General features: G+C 63.1%; 19 protein-coding genes and 1 pseudogene. 7 read left to right on the top strand and 13 right to left on the bottom strand.

Translation table 11 applies throughout. The features are described from left to right. Positions 1-8 precede the first annotated feature (8 nt). Positions 9-1,415, top strand: a complete 1,407-nt coding sequence (locus X751_RS03665; RefSeq protein ID WP_023745971.1) for an RNB domain-containing ribonuclease — start codon at positions 9-11, stop codon at positions 1,413-1,415. Positions 1,416-1,480: 65 nt separating this feature from the next. Here the strand turns inward: X751_RS03665 and murI are convergent, their stop codons facing one another. The 3 genes from murI to X751_RS138545 form a co-directional block, all read right to left on the bottom strand. After that, positions 1,481-2,269, bottom strand: a complete 789-nt coding sequence (gene murI / locus X751_RS138535) for a glutamate racemase (RefSeq protein ID WP_023684874.1) — start codon at positions 2,267-2,269, stop codon at positions 1,481-1,483. A 146-nt stretch (positions 2,270-2,415) separates the two neighbouring features. Then, complete coding sequence (locus tag X751_RS138540) at positions 2,416-3,000, bottom strand: hypothetical protein (RefSeq protein ID WP_156929814.1); 585 nt, start codon at positions 2,998-3,000, stop codon at positions 2,416-2,418. Between the two features lie 105 nt (positions 3,001-3,105). Then, positions 3,106-3,954 carry an RNA methyltransferase gene (locus X751_RS138545; protein WP_023669113.1) on the bottom strand — a complete coding sequence of 283 codons (849 nt, stop codon included), beginning with the start codon at positions 3,952-3,954 and terminating at the stop codon, positions 3,106-3,108. Between the two features lie 216 nt (positions 3,955-4,170). Here X751_RS138545 and X751_RS138550 point away from each other — a divergent pair, with 216 nt between their 5' ends. The 3 genes from X751_RS138550 to X751_RS138560 are packed head-to-tail and all read left to right on the top strand — an operon-like array spanning position 4,171 to position 6,603. After that, the gene (locus X751_RS138550; protein WP_023669114.1) at positions 4,171-5,382 is read left to right on the top strand and encodes an NADP-dependent isocitrate dehydrogenase; all 1,212 of its coding nucleotides are present in this window, start codon (positions 4,171-4,173) and stop codon (positions 5,380-5,382) included. A 10-nt stretch (positions 5,383-5,392) separates the two neighbouring features. Continuing rightward, positions 5,393-6,007, top strand: a complete 615-nt coding sequence (locus X751_RS138555) for a glutathione S-transferase family protein (RefSeq protein WP_023745970.1) — start codon at positions 5,393-5,395, stop codon at positions 6,005-6,007. A 14-nt stretch (positions 6,008-6,021) separates the two neighbouring features. Next, complete coding sequence (locus X751_RS138560) at positions 6,022-6,603, top strand: demethoxyubiquinone hydroxylase family protein (protein WP_023745969.1); 582 nt, start codon at positions 6,022-6,024, stop codon at positions 6,601-6,603. A 4-nt stretch (positions 6,604-6,607) separates the two neighbouring features. Here the strand turns inward: X751_RS138560 and alaS are convergent, their stop codons facing one another. Continuing rightward, positions 6,608-9,274, bottom strand: coding sequence for an alanine--tRNA ligase (alaS, locus tag X751_RS138565; protein ID WP_023745968.1), 2,667 nt, complete (start codon positions 9,272-9,274; stop codon positions 6,608-6,610). Between the two features lie 270 nt (positions 9,275-9,544). Further along, a complete protein-coding gene (gene recA, locus X751_RS138570; RefSeq protein ID WP_023669117.1) occupies positions 9,545-10,648 on the bottom strand; it encodes a recombinase RecA in 1,104 nt (367 codons plus the stop codon). A 282-nt stretch (positions 10,649-10,930) separates the two neighbouring features. Here recA and X751_RS138575 point away from each other — a divergent pair, with 282 nt between their 5' ends. Together X751_RS138575 and X751_RS138580 are read left to right on the top strand one after the other, a co-directional pair. Beyond that, positions 10,931-11,875, top strand: a complete 945-nt coding sequence (locus X751_RS138575) for a carbohydrate kinase family protein (RefSeq protein WP_023745967.1) — start codon at positions 10,931-10,933, stop codon at positions 11,873-11,875. Between the two features lie 70 nt (positions 11,876-11,945). After that, positions 11,946-12,863 carry a pseudouridine-5'-phosphate glycosidase gene (locus X751_RS138580; RefSeq protein ID WP_023745966.1) on the top strand — a complete coding sequence of 306 codons (918 nt, stop codon included), beginning with the start codon at positions 11,946-11,948 and terminating at the stop codon, positions 12,861-12,863. A 203-nt stretch (positions 12,864-13,066) separates the two neighbouring features. On the opposite strand, the gene X751_RS138585 is transcribed toward X751_RS138580, so the two are convergent. Then, entirely contained in the window at positions 13,067-13,390 is a 324-nt protein-coding gene (locus X751_RS138585) for a TfoX/Sxy family protein (protein WP_023669120.1), read from the bottom strand. 83 nt (positions 13,391-13,473) lie between these two features. Between X751_RS138585 and X751_RS138590 the strand changes: the two genes are divergently transcribed. Next, entirely contained in the window at positions 13,474-13,971 is a 498-nt protein-coding gene (locus X751_RS138590; protein ID WP_023669121.1) for a GFA family protein, read from the top strand. A gap of 144 nt (positions 13,972-14,115) precedes the next feature. Here X751_RS138590 and sufA read toward each other — a convergent pair whose 3' ends face one another. From sufA to X751_RS138620, 7 genes and pseudogenes are all read right to left on the bottom strand, one after another. Beyond that, a complete protein-coding gene (sufA, locus tag X751_RS138595) occupies positions 14,116-14,496 on the bottom strand; it encodes a Fe-S cluster assembly scaffold SufA (RefSeq protein WP_013532156.1) in 381 nt (126 codons plus the stop codon). Positions 14,497-14,601: 105 nt separating this feature from the next. Next, positions 14,602-14,988: an SUF system Fe-S cluster assembly protein gene (locus tag X751_RS138600; protein WP_023684865.1), complete on the bottom strand. Its 387-nt coding sequence runs from the start codon at positions 14,986-14,988 to the stop codon at positions 14,602-14,604. A gap of 21 nt (positions 14,989-15,009) precedes the next feature. After that, positions 15,010-16,251, bottom strand: coding sequence for a cysteine desulfurase (locus X751_RS138605; RefSeq protein WP_023745965.1), 1,242 nt, complete (start codon positions 16,249-16,251; stop codon positions 15,010-15,012). A 137-nt stretch (positions 16,252-16,388) separates the two neighbouring features. Then, positions 16,389-17,665: pseudogene (gene sufD, locus X751_RS01000000164195) on the bottom strand (Fe-S cluster assembly protein SufD). A gap of 43 nt (positions 17,666-17,708) precedes the next feature. Then, the gene (sufC, locus tag X751_RS138610) at positions 17,709-18,464 is read right to left on the bottom strand and encodes a Fe-S cluster assembly ATPase SufC (protein WP_023694111.1); all 756 of its coding nucleotides are present in this window, start codon (positions 18,462-18,464) and stop codon (positions 17,709-17,711) included. A 27-nt stretch (positions 18,465-18,491) separates the two neighbouring features. After that, on the bottom strand, positions 18,492-20,009 hold the full coding sequence (gene sufB / locus X751_RS138615) for a Fe-S cluster assembly protein SufB (RefSeq protein ID WP_023706434.1): 1,518 nt from the start codon (positions 20,007-20,009) through the stop codon (positions 18,492-18,494). 187 nt (positions 20,010-20,196) lie between these two features. After that, entirely contained in the window at positions 20,197-21,360 is a 1,164-nt protein-coding gene (locus tag X751_RS138620) for a cysteine desulfurase family protein (protein ID WP_023745964.1), read from the bottom strand. Between the last annotated feature and the right edge of the window lie 130 nt (positions 21,361-21,490).

Here is a 21,490-nt window from a genome sequence, read left to right as displayed (position 1 = left end):
ACGGCGCCATGAAATCGTTGAACGATCCCTCGCAGGCACTCGCTACCGGCCTCGCGAAAATCCGCACCGAGTTCCATGTGCCGGAGGCATTTCCCCCTGATGTAATGGCCATGGCACAGACGGCGGCCAGGCGCGTGCCCGACCAGCATGCCGACCGCACCGCGATGCCCTTCGTGACGCTCGATCCCGCGGCTTCCACCGATCTTGACCAAGCGTTTTCGATCGAAGCGAGCGGTAGCGACCTTCTGTTGCACTATGCGATTGCCGACGTAGCCTGGTTCGTCGCGGACGGCGACGCGGTGGATCGCGAAGCCTGGGCGCGGGGCGAAACCCTGTATTTGCCGGACGGCAAGGCCGGGCTCTATCCCCGGGTGCTTGCCGAGGGCGCCGCGAGCTTGCTGCCCAGCGGTCCGCGTCCGGCTGTCATCTTCACGGTCCGGATCGCCGACGACGGAGCGGTAAGGCTGGATGGCGCGGAGCGGGCAATCATTCAAAGCCGCGCCAAGCTCGCCTATGACAGCGTGCAGGCCGCCGACGTCCCAGTCGGCTTCGCCGAAATCGCGCGGCGCATGGCGGCGGCCGAAGAGCGTCGCGGCGCTTCGCGCGTCGACCCGCCCGAGCAGGAGGTGGAACAGCTTGCCGATGGCACGTTCCAGCTTGCGTTCAGACCGCTGCTGCAATCCGAGCAAGACAACGCAGCACTTTCGCTGGCCGCCAACATGGCGATTGCCGACGCCATGCTGGCACACAGGACCGGCTTGTTCCGGGTGATGGCGCCGCCCGATGCTTCCAAAGTACAAAGACTGCGCAGCGCGGCACGGGCCTTAGGCCTGTCCTGGCCTCCTTCGACCAGCCTGCCCGACTATCAGCGAACCCTCGATCCGACCAACAGGCAACAGGCAGCGCTGATGCTGGAAATCCGCCGCGCCGGCTCCGGTGCGTCCTACCAACCCTATGAGGAAGGCGTTGTCCCCTGGCACGAGGCGATGGCCGCGACCTATGCCCACGCCACCGCGCCCCTGAGGCGGCTGGCCGATCGCTACGTCGTGCGCTGCGTGCTGGCCATCGCCAACGGCCAGCCGGTGCCGCAAGCCGTTACCGAGGCGTTTTCCAGACTGCCGAAGGTGATGGGCCGCGCAGGCGCCCGCGCCTCGCAGATCAACCACGCGGCCATCGACCTTGCCGAGGCGGTGATGCTGAGGGGGCGCATGGGTGAAACATTCAAGGCCGTCGTCACCGACGTCGGTGATCAGCGTGTGCGCGTTCAGCTCTCGGACATGCCTGTCGTTGCTAATGTGAAGGCCTCAGGGTTCAGGCAGGGCGATGGCCTGACGCTAAGGCTTGTTTCGGCCCGATCCGGATCGGCGCGTCATTGTCTTCGAGCCTGCCTAAAGCGCGTCGGCGACGCGCTTTAGTTTTTTCGTTTTATGCATGTCGTTGTCCCAAAACCGCTGCGCACTTTTGGGCGACATGCATTAGTCTAGCGCGCGCTCAATCCAAAACCCTGCATCAGCCGGCTGATGGCGAAGTCCGCCTTTCCCGAGGTAAAGACGGCGATGTCGGGCTCGCTTTGCGGCAATGGCCCGTCGACAGCCGGAAGCAGCGACAGAGCACGCCGCGCAATCGCTTCGGCCGGGTCGATCCAGTCGACCGGCCAGGGCGCGGTCTTGCGCATGCGATTGGCCAGGAACGGATAGTGCGTGCAGGCGAGCACGACGATGTCCGTGCGCAAATCGTCATGCTGGACGAAACACGGTGCGATCTCGGCACGCACGGCCTCCTCGTCGACAAAGCCCTCGCGCATGTAGGCCTCGGCCAGTCCGGCGAGATTGTTGCTGCCGACCAGCCGGACATGGCATTTCTGCGCCCATTTGCCGATCAGGTCGCGCGTGTACTGGCGCTTCACCGTGCCCGGCGTCGCCAGCACCGAGACCAGCCCGGACCGGGTGCGCTCGGCCGCCGGCTTGATCGCCGGCACGGTGCCGACAAAGGGATGGCCAGGGAATTTTTCCCGCAACGCATCGATCACCAGCGTCGAAGCGGTATTGCAGGCGACGACCGAAATTTCCGGATCAAAACGGTCGAGCAGCTTGGCGAAGAGCTCGACTATATGGGCCTGCAGCGCCGGCTCTTCCCACGCGCCGTAGGGAAAGGCCTTGTCATCGGCGACGTAGACGAAGCGCCGGTCGGGCATCAGCACGCGCGCTTCGCGCAGCACGGTCAATCCGCCAACGCCGGAATCGAACATCAGTATCGGACGGTGGCTCATTGATATCGGACCATGAAAGAGGCTGGATCAGAAGGCTTGGCGGTCATTGGCCAATGCCGTTCTATCTGCAACCATCATGGCCTTGAAGTGGCGAATGTTAGCAACTTCCATGCAAAGCCGGCGAAGACGACCTTGCCTCGGTTGCTCTAGAGCCCGCGCTTGCCGAAGCCGGCGGGCCGCGGACGGCCCAGAGGCTGGGCGGACGGCACCGAGCGCGTGGCCGGTGTGGCGTTGCGCATGGAAGACTGTGTCGTGCTGCTGGCCGTCCGGCCGGATGCCGCAGGCATGGGCGTATCGCCATCGAAATCGAAAACCGATGTCAGTTCGTCGATATTGATGCCCGCCACCGGCTTAGCCACCAGAATCGTGCACCAAAGGCCAAAGATCGACAGCGCCAGCAGGTTCAAACCGCTGGACGTGCTTTCCGGATTGTTGAAATCGATGACCAGCAGCGTGCCTGCCTGCAGAAAGGCGTAGATGGCGCAGAACACGATGTAGGACCACAGGATCCAGGCTTTGCCGTTGGCGTCGCGGCTGCGTCGCCAGGCGATGTTGGCACGCATGACCACGGCCAGGAGGGAAACGACCAGAACCGCGCCTGCCATCCCTTGCCGCAATGGACCGGGCGCCGAGTTGACCAGCCCCTCAAAGCCGACCGTGCCAACGATGCACAGCACAGCTAGAACGGCCTCGAGCAGGGCTACGCCGAGCGAATAGAAGAAGAAGCGCATACGGCCGATTTTGGACGTGAACATTTGCCACCCCACCGTTTTGACAACAATGGATGAGAGGCAAATAAAATTCGGTTACTTCAGCCGTTCGAAGCTTAGCGATTTCTAATCTTCTTTGTCTGCCTGGCGTTTTCGCGCAGCGGCCGGCAAACGCCTTGGATCGTCTCCCGGCGAGCCGTCACCGCGCGGCATGGCCGGCGAAAACCGGTCGAGCGACGAGATGATGCCACGCAGTACTTTCAGTTCCGGCTCGGCGAAACCGGCGCGCGTCAAGACGGCGCGCAGATTGTCGACCATCTTGGGTTTCTTGGGCGCCGGGCGGAAATAACCGCGCGCTTCGAGCGCGCCTTCGAGATAGGCAAACAGGCCGTGCAACTCTTCCTTGCTCGCCGGCTTCATTTCAGGACTGGAGAAATTGGTCGCCGTCTCGTCCTCCAGGCCGGATTTCATCCATTCATAGGACATCAACAGCACGGCCTGGGCGATGTTGAGCGACGAAAAGCCGGGAACGACCGGGAAGGTGACGATCTCGTCGGCCAGCCCGACCTCGTCATTGTAGAGCCCAAAACGCTCGCGGCCGAACAAGATGCCGGTGCGCAGGCCGGCCATCTGACGCGCCCTGAGCGCCCTGCCCGCCTCGACCGGACCACGCACGGGTTTGAAGCCGTCGCGCTCCCGCGCCGTGGTGGCGAAGACGAAGTTGAGGTCGGCGACGGCGGACGCCAGGTCGCCGAACACTGTTACGGCATCGATGACATGGTCGGCGCGGCTGGCGGCGGCGCGCGCCTTCTCGCTCGGCCAGCCGTCACGCGGGTTGACCAGTCTCAGTTCGGCAAGGCCGAAATTGGCCATGGCGCGCGCGACCATACCGATATTCTCGCCGAGCTGCGGCTCGACCAGGATGATCGCCGGCCCGGCGGCGGATGCGTTTTCAGGATGATCGACGGCGGACATGATCTCAATGAACTGCTGTTTGCGGCATTTCAGCGTTCCCTGCCATATCCGCTTGGCAAAATGAAGCTTTTGCAAACACCGGTCGCGGCACAGACGACCCATTCTGCACGGATCGTGGTTTGCGCGGCCAAATAGGCTTTGATATACGCTCCGCATACCCGGCCGAAGCCATGCGGGCGAGGCCGTTTTGTTCCCCAAAAGCGAGGCATTCTTTTCATGGCGAAGATCAAGGTGGCGAACCCGGTCGTCGAGCTCGACGGCGACGAGATGACCCGCATCATCTGGCAGTTCATCAAGGACAAGCTGATCCACCCTTATCTCGACCTGAAGCTCGAATATTACGACCTCGGCGTCGAGCACCGCGACGCCACCAACGACCAGGTGACCATCGATTCGGCCAATGCCATCAAGAAATGGGGCGTCGGCGTGAAATGCGCGACGATCACGCCCGACGAGCAGCGCGTCGAGGAATTCAAGCTGAAGAAGATGTGGAAGTCGCCGAACGGCACCATCCGTAACATTCTCGGCGGCACCATTTTCCGCGAACCGATCATCATGAAGAACGTGCCGCGTCTGGTGCCGGGATGGACCAAGCCCATCATCGTCGGCCGTCATGCTTTCGGCGACCAGTATCGCGCCACCGACTTCCGCTTCCCCGGCAAGGGCAAGCTGACCATCAAGTTCGTCGGCGAGGACGGCAAGGTGATCGAGCATGACGTGTACGACGCACCCGGCGCCGGCGTTGCCATGGCGATGTACAATCTCGACGACTCCATCCGCGAATTCGCCCGCGCCTCGCTGAATTACGGCCTGCTGCGCAATTATCCGGTTTATCTCTCGACCAAGAACACCATCCTCAAAGCCTATGACGGCCGCTTCAAGGACATTTTCCAGGAGGTCTACGAGGCTGAATTCGAGGCCGAGTTCAAGGCGAAGAAGCTGTGGTACGAGCACCGGCTGATCGACGACATGGTGGCCTCCGCCCTGAAATGGTCTGGCGGCTATGTCTGGGCCTGCAAGAATTATGACGGCGACGTCCAGTCCGACACGGTGGCGCAAGGTTTTGGCTCGCTCGGCCTGATGACCTCCGTGCTGATGACGCCGGACGGCAAGACGGTGGAAGCGGAGGCCGCGCACGGCACCGTGACGCGCCACTATCGCCAGCACCAGAAGGGCGAGGAAACCTCGACCAATTCGATCGCCTCGATCTTCGCCTGGACGCGCGGCCTCGCCCACCGCGCCAAGCTCGACGATAATGCCGAGTTGAAGCGATTTGCCGACACGCTGGAGAAGGTCTGCATCCAGACGGTTGAGAGCGGCTTCATGACCAAGGACCTGTCGCTCTTGATCGGTCCCGACCAACCATGGCTGTCGACCACCGGCTTCCTCGACAAGATCGACGAGAATTTGCAGAAGGCGATGGCGTAAGCCGGCAGCCATGGCCAAGCCGGTCGTCTACGGGGCGGACTACAGCGTCTATGTGCGCATCGTCCGCCTCGTGCTGGCGGAAAAAGGCATCGACTACGAGCTTGTGCCGGTCGATGTCTTTGCCGCCGAGGGCACTCCTGCCTGGTATTTCGAGCATCACCCTTTCGGCCGCATTCCGGCCTTCGAGCACGACGGGTTTCGCCTGTTCGAAACCAGCGCAATCGCCCGCTATGTCGACGACGCGTTCGACGGCCCGGCACTGCAGCCAAAAGACGCCCGCACCCGTGCAACGATGAACCAGCTCATCGGCATTCTCGACGCCTATGCCTACAGATCGATGGTCTGGGACGTCGCCGTCGAGCGGCTTGAGAAGGAAGCGCCAGACGAGGCACTGGTCGCCAACGGGCTGCGCCAGGCGGAAACGGTGCTGCGGGTGCTCACCGCACTCAAGCCTCCCGGGCCGTGGCTGCTCGGGGACCATCTGACGCTGGCCGACCTGCATGCGGCATCCATCATCGCCTATTTCGTCAAGGTCGCCGACGGGCAAAAGCTGCTTGCGGCGTTCGCCGACATCCAGGCCTGGTGGGAGGGCATCGCAAAACGTCCGAGCCTGGCGGCGGGCTGATATGGGTTCGGGCCATGGCTGACCCATCTCGCCAGGACGCGCTCACCGTCGCCAGAATTGTCAGGGTCAACCACGCCGGTGAGTTTGGTGCGATCAGGATCTATTCGGCGCAGATTCTTGTCGCCAGGCGCTTATGGCCGGATTGCGTGCCATCCTTGTCGGAGATGCTTGGACACGAGCGCACGCATTGCGCTGCGTTCCGCGCCGCCATGCCGGCGCGGCGGTCGCGACCGTGCCGGGTGATGCAGTTCTGGAGCTGGGGTGGCTGGGTGCTGGGTTTTGTCACCGCCCTGCTCGGTCCGCAAGGCATCTGGGCCTGCACGGCGGCGGTTGAAGCGGCGGTGCATCGCCATCTGGACGATCAGCTGTTTTTCCTCGCCAATCGCGACTACGACTTGCACGGCATCATCCTGGCGATCCGCGAGGAAGAGCTCGCCCATCTCCATCACGCCGAAGAGCAGCTGAAATCGCCCGGCCCGGCGCTGAACTTTTTACGGTCGCTGATTTCGATGGCCGCGGACGTGCTGATCTGGCTGTCCACCTGGGGCGATTCCAGCAGAATGACGCGCGCCCTGAAGGCGGCGAAGCAGAGCTAAGCTTTCAGGCTGCCTCCAGCGCCGCCCTCACCGCGGCGATCGCATCACTGGCCTTCGAGGCGTCCGGGCCGCCGGCTTGCGCCATGTCGGGCCGTCCGCCGCCGCCCTGCCCGCCCAGTGCGGCCGAGGCAACGCGCACCAGATCGACAGCGCTGAAGCGGCCGACGAGATCGTCCGTCACGGCGACCACGACGCTTGCCTTGTTGTCTTCGCCCGCACCGACGAAGACGACGACGCCGGAGCCGAGCGATGTCTTGCCGGCATCGGCCAGCGGCTTCAAATCCCTAGGTGAGACGCCGGTAACCGCCTTGCCGAGGAAGCCGATCCCGGCGACGGTTTCGGCGGTGGCCGGAGCATCGGCCGCGGCACCACCGCCCAGCGCGAGTTTCTTGCGCGCTTCGCTCAGTTCCTTCTCGAGCTTCTTGCGCTCCTCGAGCAGCGTCTCGACACGCGCCGGCACGTCGGCCGGCGAAATCTTCAACACGGCCGCCGTCGCCTTCAGGCGCCTGTCCTGCTCGTCGAGATATTTTCGTGCGGCTTCGCCGGTCAGCGCCTCGATGCGGCGCACGCCGGCGGCGACCGCGCTGTCGGAGACGACACGGACCAGGCCGATATCGCCGGTCGCCCGGACATGGGTGCCGCCGCACAGCTCGACGGAATAGGGCCGGTTGGCCTTGGCGCCATGCACGCCGGTGCCCATCGAGACGACACGCACCTCGTCGCCGTATTTTTCGCCGAATAGCGCCATGGCGCCTTCGGCGATGGCGTCGTCGACCGACATCAGCCGCGTCGTCACCGGGCTGTTCTGGACGACGATTTCGTTGGCCATGCGCTCGACCTCTTCGAGATCTTCGGCCGAGATCGGCTTGTTGTGCGAGATGTCGAAGCGCAGGCGCTCGGGCGCGACCAGCGAACCTTTCTGCGCGACATGGGTGCCCAGCACCTCGCGCAGCGCCTCATGGATCAGATGCGTTGCCGAATGGTTGGCACGCAGCCGGGTGCGGCGCGCATGGTCAACTTTCAGCTCGACGGCTGCACCTGGCTTGACCGTGCCGTTCGTCACCTTGCCCAGATGCACGAACAGGCCGTCGGCCTTTTTCTGCGTGTCGGAAACCTCGATCGAGAAACCTTCGCCGGAGATGATGCCGGTGTCGCCCATCTGGCCGCCCGACTCGCCATAGAACGGCGTCTGGTTGACGACCACCGCCACCGCGTCGCCCTTGCCGGCGCTATCGACTGTCTTGCCGTCCTTGACCAGGGCCTGGATGAGGCCTTCCGCCTGTTCGGTCTCGTAGCCGAGGAATTCGGTGGCGCCGGCCTTCTCGCGTACAGAAAACCAGATGGTCTCGGTGGCCGCGTCGCCGGAGCCAGCCCAATGCTTGCGCGCTTCGGCCTTCTGCTGCTCCATCGCATGGGTGAAGCCGGCAAGGTCGACCGAGATGTTGCGCTGGCGCAGTGCGTCCTGCGTCAGATCGAGCGGGAAGCCGTACGTGTCATAGAGCTTGAACGCCGTCTCGCCATCCAGCATATCGCCGGCGTGCAGCGTATCCGTCGCCTCCGAGAGCAGGCCGAGGCCGCGCACCAGCGTCTTGCGGAACCTGGTCTCCTCGAGCTTCAGCGTCTCGGTAATCAGCTGTTCGCCGCGCAGCAGTTCGGGATAGGCCTGGCCCATCTCACGCACTAGCGCCGGCACCACCTTCCACATCAACGGCTCCTTGGCGCCGAGCAACTGCGCATGGCGCATGGCGCGGCGCATGATGCGGCGCAGCACATAGCCGCGGCCTTCGTTCGACGGCAGCACGCCGTCGGCAACCAGGAAAGAGGACGAGCGCAGATGATCGGCAATGACGCGGAAGGAGGCAACCGTCTCCTTGTCGGGTCCCTGCCCGAGCGCCGACGAGGCCGCATCGATCAGATGACGGAACAGGTCGGTCTCGAAGACGCTCTCCACCCCTTGCAGGATGGAGGCCATGCGCTCCAGGCCCATGCCGGTGTCGATCGACGGCCGCGGCAGGTCGATGCGCTCATCCTTGGTGACCTGCTCATATTGCATGAACACCAGGTTCCAGAATTCAAGGAAGCGGTCGCCGTCCTCCTCCGGGCTGCCGGGAGGGCCGCCCCAGATGTGCTCGCCACGGTCGATGAAGATTTCCGAGCACGGCCCGCACGGTCCGGTGTCGCCCATAGCCCAGAAATTGTCGGAGGTCGGGATGCGGATGATGCGGTCATCGGAGAAACCGGCGATCTTCTTCCAGAAGCCGGCCGCCTCGTCATCGGTGTGATAGACGGTGACCAGCAGCTTGTCCTTGTTCAGCCCGAACTCCTTGGTGATCAGGTTCCAGGCCAGTTCGATGGCGCGCTCCTTGAAATAGTCGCCGAAGGAGAAATTGCCGAGCATTTCGAAGAAGGTCAGATGGCGCGCGGTGTAGCCGACATTGTCGAGGTCGTTGTGCTTGCCGCCGGCGCGCACGCTTTTCTGCGCAGTGGTGGCGCGCGAATAGGACCGCTTCTCCAGGCCGGTGAAGACGTTCTTGAACTGCACCATGCCGGCATTGGTGAACATCAGCGTCGGGTCGTTGCGCGGCACCAGCGGGCTCGAGGCCACGACCTCGTGGCCCTCCTTGCGGAAATAGTCGAGGAATGTCGACCGGATCTCGTTCACGCCACTCATGAGTGCTGCCTTTTCGCGAAAACCGCCGGCACGGCCGGCGGACACTGGTCTCTGCTTTTTAGAAATCGACTTGGCCTTTTAGCGGGCACGCCCCACCCTGTCCAGAAACACGGAATTGGGCCAATCCGGCAACTGCCAAGCCGGCTTCACGCTGCCCAAAAACGAAAACCGCCGGCGCGAAGGCCGGCGGTTTGAAACGCAATACTAAAGAACTCGGTCACTTAAGCATCGGATAATAGACTGGATTTATGGCCGAACTCTGGCCGTGCCCTACATGGCGCCGGATTCTTCCTCGAAGCCGTCGTCGCTTTCGCCGCGCTCGGGGCCACCATTTTCAAGAAATTTCTCGGCGATCAGCCCGGCATTCTGCCGCAGCGCAAGTTCGATCTCACGCGCCGTGTCGGGATTGTCGCGCAGGAACAGTTTGGCGTTTTCGCGACCTTGGCCGAGACGCTGCGAATTGTAGGAGAACCAGGCGCCGGACTTCTCGACCACGCCGGCCTTGACGCCGAGGTCGACCAGTTCGCCGGTCTTGGAGACGCCCTCGCCATACATGATGTCGAACTCGACCACCTTGAAGGGCGGCGCCAGCTTGTTCTTGACCACCTTGACCCGGGTCTGGTTGCCGACGACCTCGTCGCGGTCCTTGACCGAGCCGATGCGGCGGATGTCGAGGCGCACCGAAGCGTAGAATTTCAGCGCGTTGCCGCCGGTCGTGGTTTCGGGCGAACCGAACATGACGCCGATCTTCATGCGGATCTGGTTGATGAAGATGACCATGGTGTTGGAGCGCGAGATCGAGGCGGTCAGCTTGCGCAGCGCCTGGCTCATCAGACGCGCCTGGAGACCGGGCAGAGAATCGCCCATCTCGCCTTCGATTTCGGCGCGCGGCGTCAGCGCCGCCACCGAATCGACGACCAGCACGTCGATGGCGCCTGAACGCACCAGCGTGTCGCATATTTCCAGCGCCTGCTCGCCGGTGTCCGGCTGCGAGATCAAGAGGTTTTCCAGATCGACGCCGAGCTTGCGGGCATAGACCGGATCGAGTGCGTGCTCGGCATCGACGAAGGCGCAGATACCGCCTTTCTTCTGGGCTTCGGCAACTGTGTGCAGCGCCAATGTCGTCTTGCCCGAGCTTTCCGGCCCGTAGATCTCGACGATGCGGCCGCGCGGCAGGCCGCCGACGCCAAGCGCGATGTCGAGGCCCAGCGATCCGGTCGGCACGGTTTCGATCTCGACGACCTGCTCGTTGGCGCCAAGCCGCATGATCGAGCCCTTGCCGAAGGCGCGCTCGATTTGCGACAGCGCCGCGTCCAGAGCCTTTGATTTGTCCACCGCTTTGTCCTCTACAAGCCGCAAAGAATTCTGAGCCATGATACATCACCCCTTGGTCGTCAATGAAGGCCGGACAATCCGTAATCCCTGCCCATTTTGTACTACTTTTGTTCTCGTTTGGCAAGAGGGGTCAAATATCTGAAAAGCAATCTTTATCCGGATTTGTTCTTTTTTTGTCTCATGGTTTCGTTTCCGGATGTATCCACCATTGGGCCAGACGCGCCGGCTGTTTCGATCGGCCGAATCGCCGGCTTGCCTGCGAAGCTCCGCCGCACAGCGTAGCGCTTGTGCGGCTCGAATAACAAAGGTCATATCGCCGGCATGGTGAAATCAGCAAAGATACTGGCGGTGGGCGGCGCCCATATCGATCGCCGCGGCCAGGTGTCGGGCACGTACGTGCCCGCGGCGTCCAACCCCGGCACGATGCGCGAGGATGTCGGCGGCGGCGTATTCAACGCGCTGCGCAGCCTGGTGCGGCGCGGCGTCTCGGCCTCGCTTTTGTCGGTGCGCGGCGGCGATGCCTCGGCCGAGACGGTTGCGCGCGCCATCGCCGACTCCGGCATTGCCGACCTGTCGGCGGTTTTCCTCGACCGCACGACGCCGAGCTACACGGCGCTGATCGATCGCGACGGCGAGCTGATCACCGGCTTTGCCGACATGGCGCTCTACGATTTGGCGTTCCCCAAGCAGATCCGCCGCTCCAAGGTGCGCGAGGTGGTCGCCGAGGCCGATGCGGTGCTCTGCGACGCCAATCTGCCATCAACGGCGCTGGAGCGGCTGGTGGGGCTCGCCGCCGGCAAGCCGGTGTTCGCCATTGCCATTTCGCCGGCCAAGGTGGTGCGGATGATACCGGTGCTGAAGGAGCTCGCGCAGGTCTTCATGAACCGGCGCGAGGCCATGGTGCTGGCCGGCGTCGATGCCAATGCCACCGAGCGCGAGACCATCGACGGACTGCGCTGCAGCGGCCTCACCAGTGGCGTGGTGACGGCGGGCGATGGCCCGGTGCTGGGATTCGACGAAGCCGGCGCCTTCTCTATCCTGCCGCCGGCGCCGAGAAAAGTCGCCGACGTCACCGGCGCCGGCGACGCGCTGGCCGGCGCCACCATCGCTGCCCTGCTGCGCGGCCTGCCCCTGCGCCAGGCATTGCGCGAGGGCGTTGCCGCCGCCACGCTGGCCATTGAAAGCGCCGACGCGGTTCCGGCCTTCACGATTGCGACCTTCACTGAGGCACTGGCTCTTGTGCCCGACGCGCAGGAATTGGCATGAGGGCGGCCAATTGCCATTGCCGGAGCGCGACGTCCAAGCGGACGCGCGGATCTCCGGATCGGAGACCATCATGACACCGCAAAGCGCCCGCCCCTTGATCGACATCCACGCGCCCGTGGCTGAGGCGCTCGCCGCTGGCCGCCCGGTCGTGGCGCTGGAGAGCACCATCATCACCCATGGCATGCCTTACCCCGACAATGGCGCCATGGCCGCCAATGTCGAAAAGATCATCCTGGACAATGGCGCGGTGCCGGCGACGATCGCCGTGGTCGCCGGCCGCATCAAGATCGGGCTTTCCGACGGCGAGCGCGAGTCGCTGGCGATGACCGGCGACGCCATGAAGCTGTCGCGCGCCGATCTCGGCTTTGCGGTGGCGCAAGGCCGCACCGGCGGCACCACGGTCGCCGCCACCATGATCGCGGCCGACATGGTCGGGATAAAGGTGTTCGCCACCGGCGGCATTGGCGGCGTCCACAAGGGCGCGGAAAAAAGCTTCGACATCTCGGCCGATCTCGACGAGTTGGCGCGCACCCCGGTCATCGTCGTCTCGGCCGGCGCCAAGGCGATCCTCGACATCGAAAAGACCCTGGAAGTGCTGGAGACGCGCGGCGTGCCGGTGATTGGCCATGGCTGCGAGACGATGCCGGCCTTCTGGTCGCGGCATTCGCCGTTCCGCGCGCCGCTGACCCTGCACAGACCGGAAGAGATCGCGCATTTCTACAAGACCAGGGCGGCACTTGGCCTGGTCGGCGGCACGCTGATCGCCAACCCGGTGCCGCAGGACGATGAAATCCCGGCCGACGAGATGGCCGGCTATATCGAGGCCGCGCAGAAGGCGGCGGAAGTGCAGAATGTGACCGGAAAGGCGGTGACGCCGTTCCTGTTGGGCAAAATCCTCGAACTGACCGGCGGCCGGAGCTTGAAGACCAACATCGCGCTGGTCGAGAACAATGCGCGGCTGGCGGCGAGGATTGCCAAGGCGCTGTAGGATCGCCTACGTCGGCGGGACAGCACCCCCCTCTGGCCTGCCGGCCATCTCCCCCGCAAGGAGGGAGATTAACAGCTTAGCCGCAGGCTCCCATTTTCAACGATGGTGATTGGCGAAGACCAATGTGACAACTGATCTCCCCCCTTGCGGGGGAGATGTCCGGCAGGACAGAGGGGGGTGGGAAGAAACGCGACGGTCCCGGTTCACTTCCCCGCCCGCCGCCCCGCCTCATACGCCCGGCGCGCCCACACCCTCATCTCGTCAGGATCATCAAACGCGTCGTCGGGAATGCTCCAGTACGGCATCGCGACCAGCTTGCCGTGGCGGGTGCCGGTATAGGTCCATTGCTTGCAGCCGGCGGCTTCGAAGTCGGGCGCGCTTTGCTCGTCAGCCTTGAGCAGCAATTCGCCGCGCAGCACGATAGCGACGATGACGCCGTCGAAATAGATACCCTTGCCGCCGAACAGTTTTCGGATACTGACCGGGCCGAGGCCTTCGAACAGCTCTTCGATGCGTTCATTGTCCATGCCGCAATCATGTCACCGGGCTTGCCATGGCTGCAACCAAAAACCATGCTGGCAAGTTGAGAGCCATCCGTCGGAGTTTTGTCATGCCGCTGCTGCTCAAGGGATCCTGCCGCTGCGATGCCGTCCATTTCGAGGTGGAGAGCAACACGCCGGTGCCGTTCATGCTGTGCTACTGCTCGATCTGCCGCAAGCAGCAGGGCGGCGGCGGCTTCGCCATCAATCTCGGCGCCGATTACAAGACGCTGAAAATCAAGGGCAAGCGCAATCTCGGCGTCTACCAGGCCGAGATCGCGGACGACGAGCATCCAAAGTGTGAGATTTCGACGGGCGAGCGCAATTTCTGCAAGAAGTGCGGTTCGGCGCTCTGGCTCTACGATCCGACATGGCCGGACCTGGTCCACCCCTTCGCCTCGGCAATCGACAGCGAGTTGCCGAAGCCGCCGGAGAAGGTGCATCTGATGTTGAAATACAAGGCGAGTTGGGTCGAGCCGGTGATCGGCAAGAAGGACAATGCGTTCGACGTCTATCCCGAGGAATCGATCGCCGACTGGCACAAGCGGACGAAGATGTGGGTGAAGTGAGGACTCGGAGCGCGACTTCCGATGGTTAGCGCTGCCCCTCATCCGGCCCTTCGGGCCGTTCGTCATTCGAAAAGCCAAGCAATTGGCTTTTCGCCCGCTGCGCGGACCATTCCTCACCTCCCCGTGAACGGGGCGAAGGAAAGATCAGGCGGAAGCGCGCGCTTCAGCCAGCGCCTTCAGGTCGGCGGGCTTCAGTTCGACGGATTCGCCGCAGCCGCAGGCCGAACTCTGGTTCGGGTTGTGGAAGGTGAAGCCGGTGCGCAGCGTGGTCTGCTCGAAATCCATCTCGGTGCCGAACAGGAAAAGGGCAGCCTCGGGCGCGACATAGACATGCGCGCCGTCGCGTTCGATATGGTCGTCCTTGGTATTGGGCTCGGTCACCAGGTCGACCGTGTATTCCATGCCGGCGCAGCCGCCCTTCTTGATGCCGAGGCGAATGCCATGCGCATTGTCGCGCGTGGCGACGATCTCGCGCACCCGGTCGGCGGCCTTTTCGGTCATCGTGATGACGGCGAAGCGTCCCATTCTTTTTCCTCTTCCATTCCATGCAGGTTCAAGGCCTGCCGAATGATTCCTCACCTAAAATGGTGAAGTTTTACCACTGGTGCAAGTGCACCAACCTCAGTCAACCTAGTACCAGCCCACCGCCACCTGCGCCTCTTCCGACATGCGGTCGGGCGACCAGGGCGGGTCGAAGGTCATGTTGACCTCGACGCCGGAGACGCCTTCGACGGCGCCGACGGCGTTTTCCACCCAGCCTGGCATTTCGCCGGCCACCGGACAGCCGGGCGCGGTCAGCGTCATGTCGATCTTGACCGCGCGGTTGTCCTCGATGTCGATCTTGTAGATGAGGCCGAGCTCATAGATGTCGGCCGGTATTTCCGGGTCATAGACCGTCTTCAGCGCCGAGACGATGTCGTCGGTCAGCCGCGCCAGCTCGTCGGCGGGAATTGCCGAGGCGGAAACCACCGGATTGACGGCCGCTTCCGGCGCGGTGGTGTGGCTCGCATCATCCATGGTCGTCATCCAAAGAACCTGTCACCCGAAGAACTTGCGCGCTTTTTCCAGCGCATCGGCCAAAGCGTCGACTTCGGCCCTGGTATTATACATGCCGAACGATGCCCTGCATGTGGAGGTTACGCCAAAGCGTTTCAACAGCGGCTGGGCGCAATGGGTGCCCGCGCGGACGGCAACACCTTGCCTGTCTATCACCATCGACACGTCATGGGCATGAATGCCCTGCAATTCGAAGGAAATGATGGCGCCCTTGTCCGGCGCGTCGCCGAAGATGCGCAGCGAGTTGATGGCGCGCAGCCGTTCATGCGCATAGGTCTTGAGATCGGCCTCATGGGCGGCAATGCGCTCGCGGCCAACCTTTTCCATGTATTCCAATGCTGCACCCAGGCCAATCGCCTGCACGATCGGCGGCGTGCCGGCCTCGAAGCGGTGCGGCGGCTCGTTGTAGGTGACGATGTCTTCAGTCACCTCCTCGATCATTTCGCCGCCGCCCATGAAGGGGCGCATGCCCTGCAGAATGTCCTTCTTGCCGTAGAGCACGCCGATGCCGGAGGGCCCGTAGACCTTGTGGCCGGTGAAGACGAAGAAATCGCAATCGAGGTCCTGGACGTCGATCGGCATGTGCACGGCGCTCTGGCTGCCGTCGACAAGTACGGGAATTCCACGCGAATGCGCGATGCGCACGATCTCCTTGATCGGGGTTACCGTGCCCAGCGCGTTCGACATATGCGTGATGGCGACGAGCTTGGTCTTGTCGGTCAGCCGCTTTTCGAATTCCTCGATGTGGAAGATGCCGAGATCGTCGACCGGCACCCAGACCAGCTTGGCGCCCTGCCGCTCCCGGATGAAATGCCACGGCACGATGTTGGAGTGGTGCTCCATGATCGACAGCACGATCTCGTCGCCTTCGCCGATGTTGGGCATGCCATAGCCATAGGCGACGGTGTTGATCGCCGCGGTCGTGTTCGAGGTGAAGACGATGTTGTCGGTGCTCGGCGCGTTGAGGAAGCGGCGCACCGTCTCACGCGCCTTTTCATAGGCGTCGGTCGCGGCATTGGACAGGAAATGCAGGCCGCGATGGACGTTGGCGTATTCCTGGGAATAGGCGTGCTGGATCGTATCAAGCACCACCTGCGGCTTCTGTGCCGAGGCGCCGTTGTCGAGATAGACGAGCGGTTTGCCGTAGACTTCGCGCGACAGGATCGGGAAGTCGCGGCGGATCGCCTCGACGTCGTAGGGGGTGGTTTCGATTTTCTGGTCCATTACAAGCTCTCTTGAGGCACCGCCTCACTTCGTCACGCACCCCTCATCCGACCGAACTTCGCTCGGCCACCGCCCGGGGCGAGTCACTTGCCTCGCCCGTCCTTCGGACCCCACAAGGGGAGAAGGGAAAGAGGCACTTACCCGTGTGCCACGAACCAGTCGTCCAGCCGCGTTTCCAGGGCATCGACGATAGCCTCGTCGTCCAGTTCCTCGATCACCTCTGCAACAAAGGCTTTCACCAGAAGCCCCCGCGCGCTCTTCTCGTCGATGCCGCGCGCCNGCGCGCCATCAGGTAGAACAGATGGTTGTGGTCGATCTCGGTGACGGTCGCGCCATGGCCGCAGATAACGTCGTCGGCGAAGATTTCCAGCTCCGGCTTGGTCGAGAACTCGCCATCATCAGACAGAAGCAGCGTGTTGCAAGCCATCTTGGCGTTGGTCTTCTGCGCATATTGGTGGACGTTGATGCGACCCTGGAAGACGCCGCGCGCCTTGCCGGTGACGACATTGCGGATCACTTCCGTCGAGGTCGTGTGCGGCACGGCATGGTCGAGCACCATGGTGACGTCGGTGTGGGCGTCGCCGGCGAGCAGGTTGATGCCGCGCAATTTGAAGTCGGCGCCTTCGCCCGTCGTCCTGACGACGATCTCCTGGCGCACCAGTTTGCCGCCGGCATTCATGAAGAACACGGTCAGTTTCGAATTCTTGCCGAGATGCGCCTTGAACTGCGCCAGATGTGTAGCCGTTTCCGGCTGTTCCTGCACGATCAGCCAGGTCACCTCGGCGCCTTCGCCCAGCACCAACTGGCTGACCGAGCTGGCCAGTGCCGCGCCCTCGCCTGCCTGACGCTCGACGATTGCAACTTTGGCGCCGGCGCCGACACGCACGGGAAAGCGCACATGCACCTGGCCGCCAGCCTGCAAATTCTGCAATTCGATCGGCTTTTCCAGCACAGCGCCATCGGCGATGTCGACGAAATAGCCGTCGGCGACGAAGGCGGTGTTCAGCGCGCCGATGGCGTCATCGCTGCCATAGGGATCGAGGCCAGGCGCAATCGAGCCGTCGGTCAGCTTCTCCGACAGGCGCTGGACGGTCACGCCTTCGATCAGGGGGAACTTCGCGTTCGAGACGCCGTTCAGCACCGCCAGGACAGCGGAACCTTCGACGATGGGCGCCAGCGCCTTGGTGGCAGCCGTGGGATCGAATGCCGGCACTGAGGTCAACAGCCGGCGCAGGTCCGTATAGTGCCAGGATTCGATGCGGCGCGTCGGCAGGCCGTGCTTGATCGCCTCGATGGCGTCGTCGCGCTTCAGCATCACCGCGCCGTCGCCCGGCAGCAGCGACAGCCGCTCGCCAAACGCGTCGATCAGCGCCGTTTCGGCCTGGGTGCGCTGGGGTTGTGTATGCATATTCATCAGTTTTGCCCCGCCTTTCAGCATAAAATGGCCTTCTGGCATCTCACGCGGCTTCGCCGATCACGCCGGCATAGCCATTGGCTTCGAGATCGAGCGCCAGCGACTTGTCGCCGGACTTGATCACCTGGCCCTTGTAGAGGACGTGCACGCTATCCGGCACGATGTGCTCGAGCAGGCGCTGGTAGTGGGTGATGACGACGATGGCGCGCTCTGGCGAACGCAGCGCATTGACGCCGTCGGAGACGATCTTCAGAGCGTCGATATCGAGGCCGGAATCGGTCTCGTCGAGCACGCACAGCTTTGGCTCCAGGAGCTTCATCTGCAATATCTCGGCGCGCTTCTTCTCGCCGCCGGAGAAACCTACATTGAGCGGCCGCTTCAACATCGCCATGTCCATATTGAGCGAGGCTGCCGCCTCTTTCACCCGCTTCAGGAATTCCGGGATTTTCAGCGGTTCTTCGCCGCGCGCCTTGCGCTGCTCGTTCATCGCCACCTTCAGGAATTCCATGGTCGCCACGCCCGGTATCTCCATCGGATACTGGAAGGCGAGGAAGATGCCGGCAGTCGCGCGCTCGGCCGGGTCCATTTCGAGGATCGACTGGCCGTTGTAGAGGATGTCGCCTTCGGTGACCTCATAGTCCTCGCGGCCGGCGAGGATGTAGGATAGCGTCGACTTGCCCGAGCCGTTCGGGCCCATAATGGCGGCGACCTCGCCGGCTTTCACCGTCAGGTTCAGGCCGCGGATGATCTCGGTGCCGTCATCGACGATGCGGGCATGCAGGTTCTTGATCTCAAGCATTCTTTTGTTTCCTGAATATCTGTCCGGTCAGCCGACCGAGCCCTCGAGCGAGATGCCGATCAACTTCTGCGCTTCGACCGCGAATTCCATCGGCAGCTGCTGGATGACGTCCTTGACGAAGCCGTTGACGATCAGCGCGATCGCCTCTTCCTCAGGGATGCCACGCTGCATGACGTAGAATTTCTGGTCCTCGGAAATCTTCGAGGTCGTCGCTTCGTGTTCGAACTGCGCCGTCGAGTTTTTGGCTTCCATGTAAGGCACGGTGTGCGCGCCGCACTGATCGCCGATCAAGAGCGAGTCGCAATTGGTGAAGTTGCGGGCGTTGGTCGCCTTGCGGTGCGCCGAGACCTGGCCGCGATAGGTGTTCTGCGAGAAGCCGGCGGCGATGCCCTTGGAGATGATGCGGCTCGACGTGTTCTTGCCGAGATGGATCATCTTGGTGCCGCTGTCGACCTGCTGATAGCCGTTCGACACCGCGATCGAATAGAACTCGCCGGAGGAATCGTCGCCGCGCAGGATGCAGCTCGGATATTTCCAGGTGATGGCCGAGCCGGTCTCGACCTGCGTCCACGAAATCTTCGAGCGGTGGCCGCGGCAATCGCCGCGTTTGGTGACGAAGTTGTAGATGCCGCCCTTGCCCTCCGCGTCGCCGGGGTACCAGTTCTGCACCGTCGAATATTTGATTTCGGCATCGTCGAGTGCGACCAGTTCGACGACTGCGGCATGCAGCTGGTTCTCGTCGCGCTGCGGCGCCGTGCAGCCCTCGAGATAGGAGACGTAAGCCCCTTCCTCGGCGATGATCAGCGTGCGCTCGAACTGGCCGGTGTTCTTCTCGTTCATGCGGAAATAGGTCGACAGCTCCATCGGGCAACGGACGCCCTTGGGCACGAAGACGAACGAGCCATCGGTGAACACGGCCGAATTCAGCGTGGCGTAGAAATTGTCGGAGGTCGGCACGACCGAGCCGAGATATTTTTGCACCAGCTCCGGATGCTCACGGATGGCTTCCGAGATCGAGCAGAAGATGACGCCGGCCTGCGCCAGTTCCTTCTTGAAGGTGGTGACGACGGAAACGGAATCGAACACCGCGTCCACAGCGACACGACCCGATTTGTAGACGTTGTCGCTGGGCTCCTCGAGATCGGAGACGTCGGTTTTCTGCACGCCGGCGAGGATTTCTTGTTCCCGCAGCGGAATGCCGAGCTTCTCGTAGACCTTCAACAGCTCGGGATCGACGTCGCTCAGCGAGGTCGGGCCGGGCGTGCTCTTGGGCGCCGCGTAGTAATAGAGGTCCTGAAAGTCGATCTTCGGATAATGGACGCGCGCCCAGGTCGGCTCTTCCAGCGTCAGCCAGCGCCGATAGGCTTCCAGACGCCATTCCAGCATCCAGGACGGTTCATCCTTCTTGGCCGAGATGAAGCGAATAATGTCTTCGCTCAGGCCCTTGGGGGCCTTGTCCATCGCGATCTCTGTCTGGAATCCGTATTTGTACTGGTCGACGTCGATCTTTCGGACCCGATCGATCGTGTCCTGCACAGCAGGCATAAGCGTTCTCCATCCACGCCGGGGTCAAGGCCCGACAGTTTTCAAACTATGGCATCGCCGAGGGCTGCCCATGAGGCGCCGAAGGCGGCGTAAGTTTCATATAGTGCGTCTCGGCCGGGAATTCACCCGGCCACTTGCAAACGCACGGCTCTACCAGGCCGCGAGGCCTGAATTCTTTGTCGCCGCCTCAGGCGGCTTGTTCCCTGCCCGCCCGGCGCTGGGCAATACCGGCCAGCGCAGCACGGAACAGTTCGATATCCCCGGCACTCGTTGCGTGGCCGATGGACACGCGCAAAGCGCCCAGGCTGTCGCCGTAACCCATGGCTTTCAGCACATGGCTCGGCCCGACCTTGCCCGACGAACAGGCCGATCCCGCCGACAGCGCAACGCCGGCCAGATCGAACGCGATCTGCGCCGTCTCGGCCTTCACGCCGGGAATAGCGAAGAATGTCGTGTTGGCAAGCCTTGGCGCGCCGGATCCGAAGATTTCTGCGTCCGGCACCAGTGTTTTGATGATGGTTTCGACTTCGTCGCGGCGGTGCGCAAGCGTATCGACATGGTTCAGTCCGGCCAAAGCCTGCCGCGCCGCAGCGCCAAAGCCGGCGATGGCCGCCAAGTTTTCGGTGCCGCCGCGATGGCCCCTTTCCTGGCCGCCGCCATTGATCAGCGGCTTCGGCATCATCAGATCGGCTGCCGCAACGATGGCACCGACGCCCTTGGGGCCGCCGATCTTGTGCGAAGACAGAATCAAATAGTCGGCGTAAGCCGCTGACATGTCGATGGGAACGCGGCCCGCAGCCTGCACCGCGTCGACCACCAGAATGCCGCCCGCCGCCTTGACGATTGCAGCGATTGCCTCGATCGGCTGGATGACGCCGGTCTCGTTGTTGGCGGCATGGATCGCGACCAACGGCAGGCCTTCGGCCTTGTCATGCGCGGCCAGAGCGGCTGTCAGCTGAGCGAGGTCGGCAATGCCATCGGCGTCGACGCCGATCCGCGAAACCTGTGTTGCCGGGAAGCGGCCGCCGTTCAACAGGCAAGGGTGGTCGGCCTCGCAGACATAGAGCCGGCTCATGCGCACCGTGACACGGCCCATCCGCCAATCCGGCGTCAGCAGCGTTGATGCGGCTTCCGTCGCGCCCGAGGTGAAGACGACATGCTCGGCCTTGGCGCCGACAAGTGCTGCCACATCGCGCCGGGCAGTGTCGATCAGGCGCCGCGCCGCGCGCCCCTCGGCATGCACCGACGACGGATTGGCGACGAGATCGAGCGCGGCAATCATCGCCTCGCGCGCCTCGGTAATGAGCGGCGCGCTGGCATTGTAGTCGAGATAGGCGCGTGCTGCGGCCATTTTCACCCAATCGATCCCGTCAAGACCCTTTCCGCAAGGATAGCGCGTTATTTCCTTGAAATTGCAAGGCAAGACGTCCTATTTACGCGGCTTGCGGCGAGGATGGCCGGGCCGTCACGGCTGGCTATCC

Source organism: Mesorhizobium sp. LNJC394B00, from assembly GCF_000502555.1.
Taxonomy (GTDB): Bacteria; Pseudomonadota; Alphaproteobacteria; order Rhizobiales; family Rhizobiaceae; genus Mesorhizobium.
The sequence above is the reverse complement of the archived record's forward strand: the minus strand, read 5'-3'. Positions and strand labels throughout refer to the sequence as shown.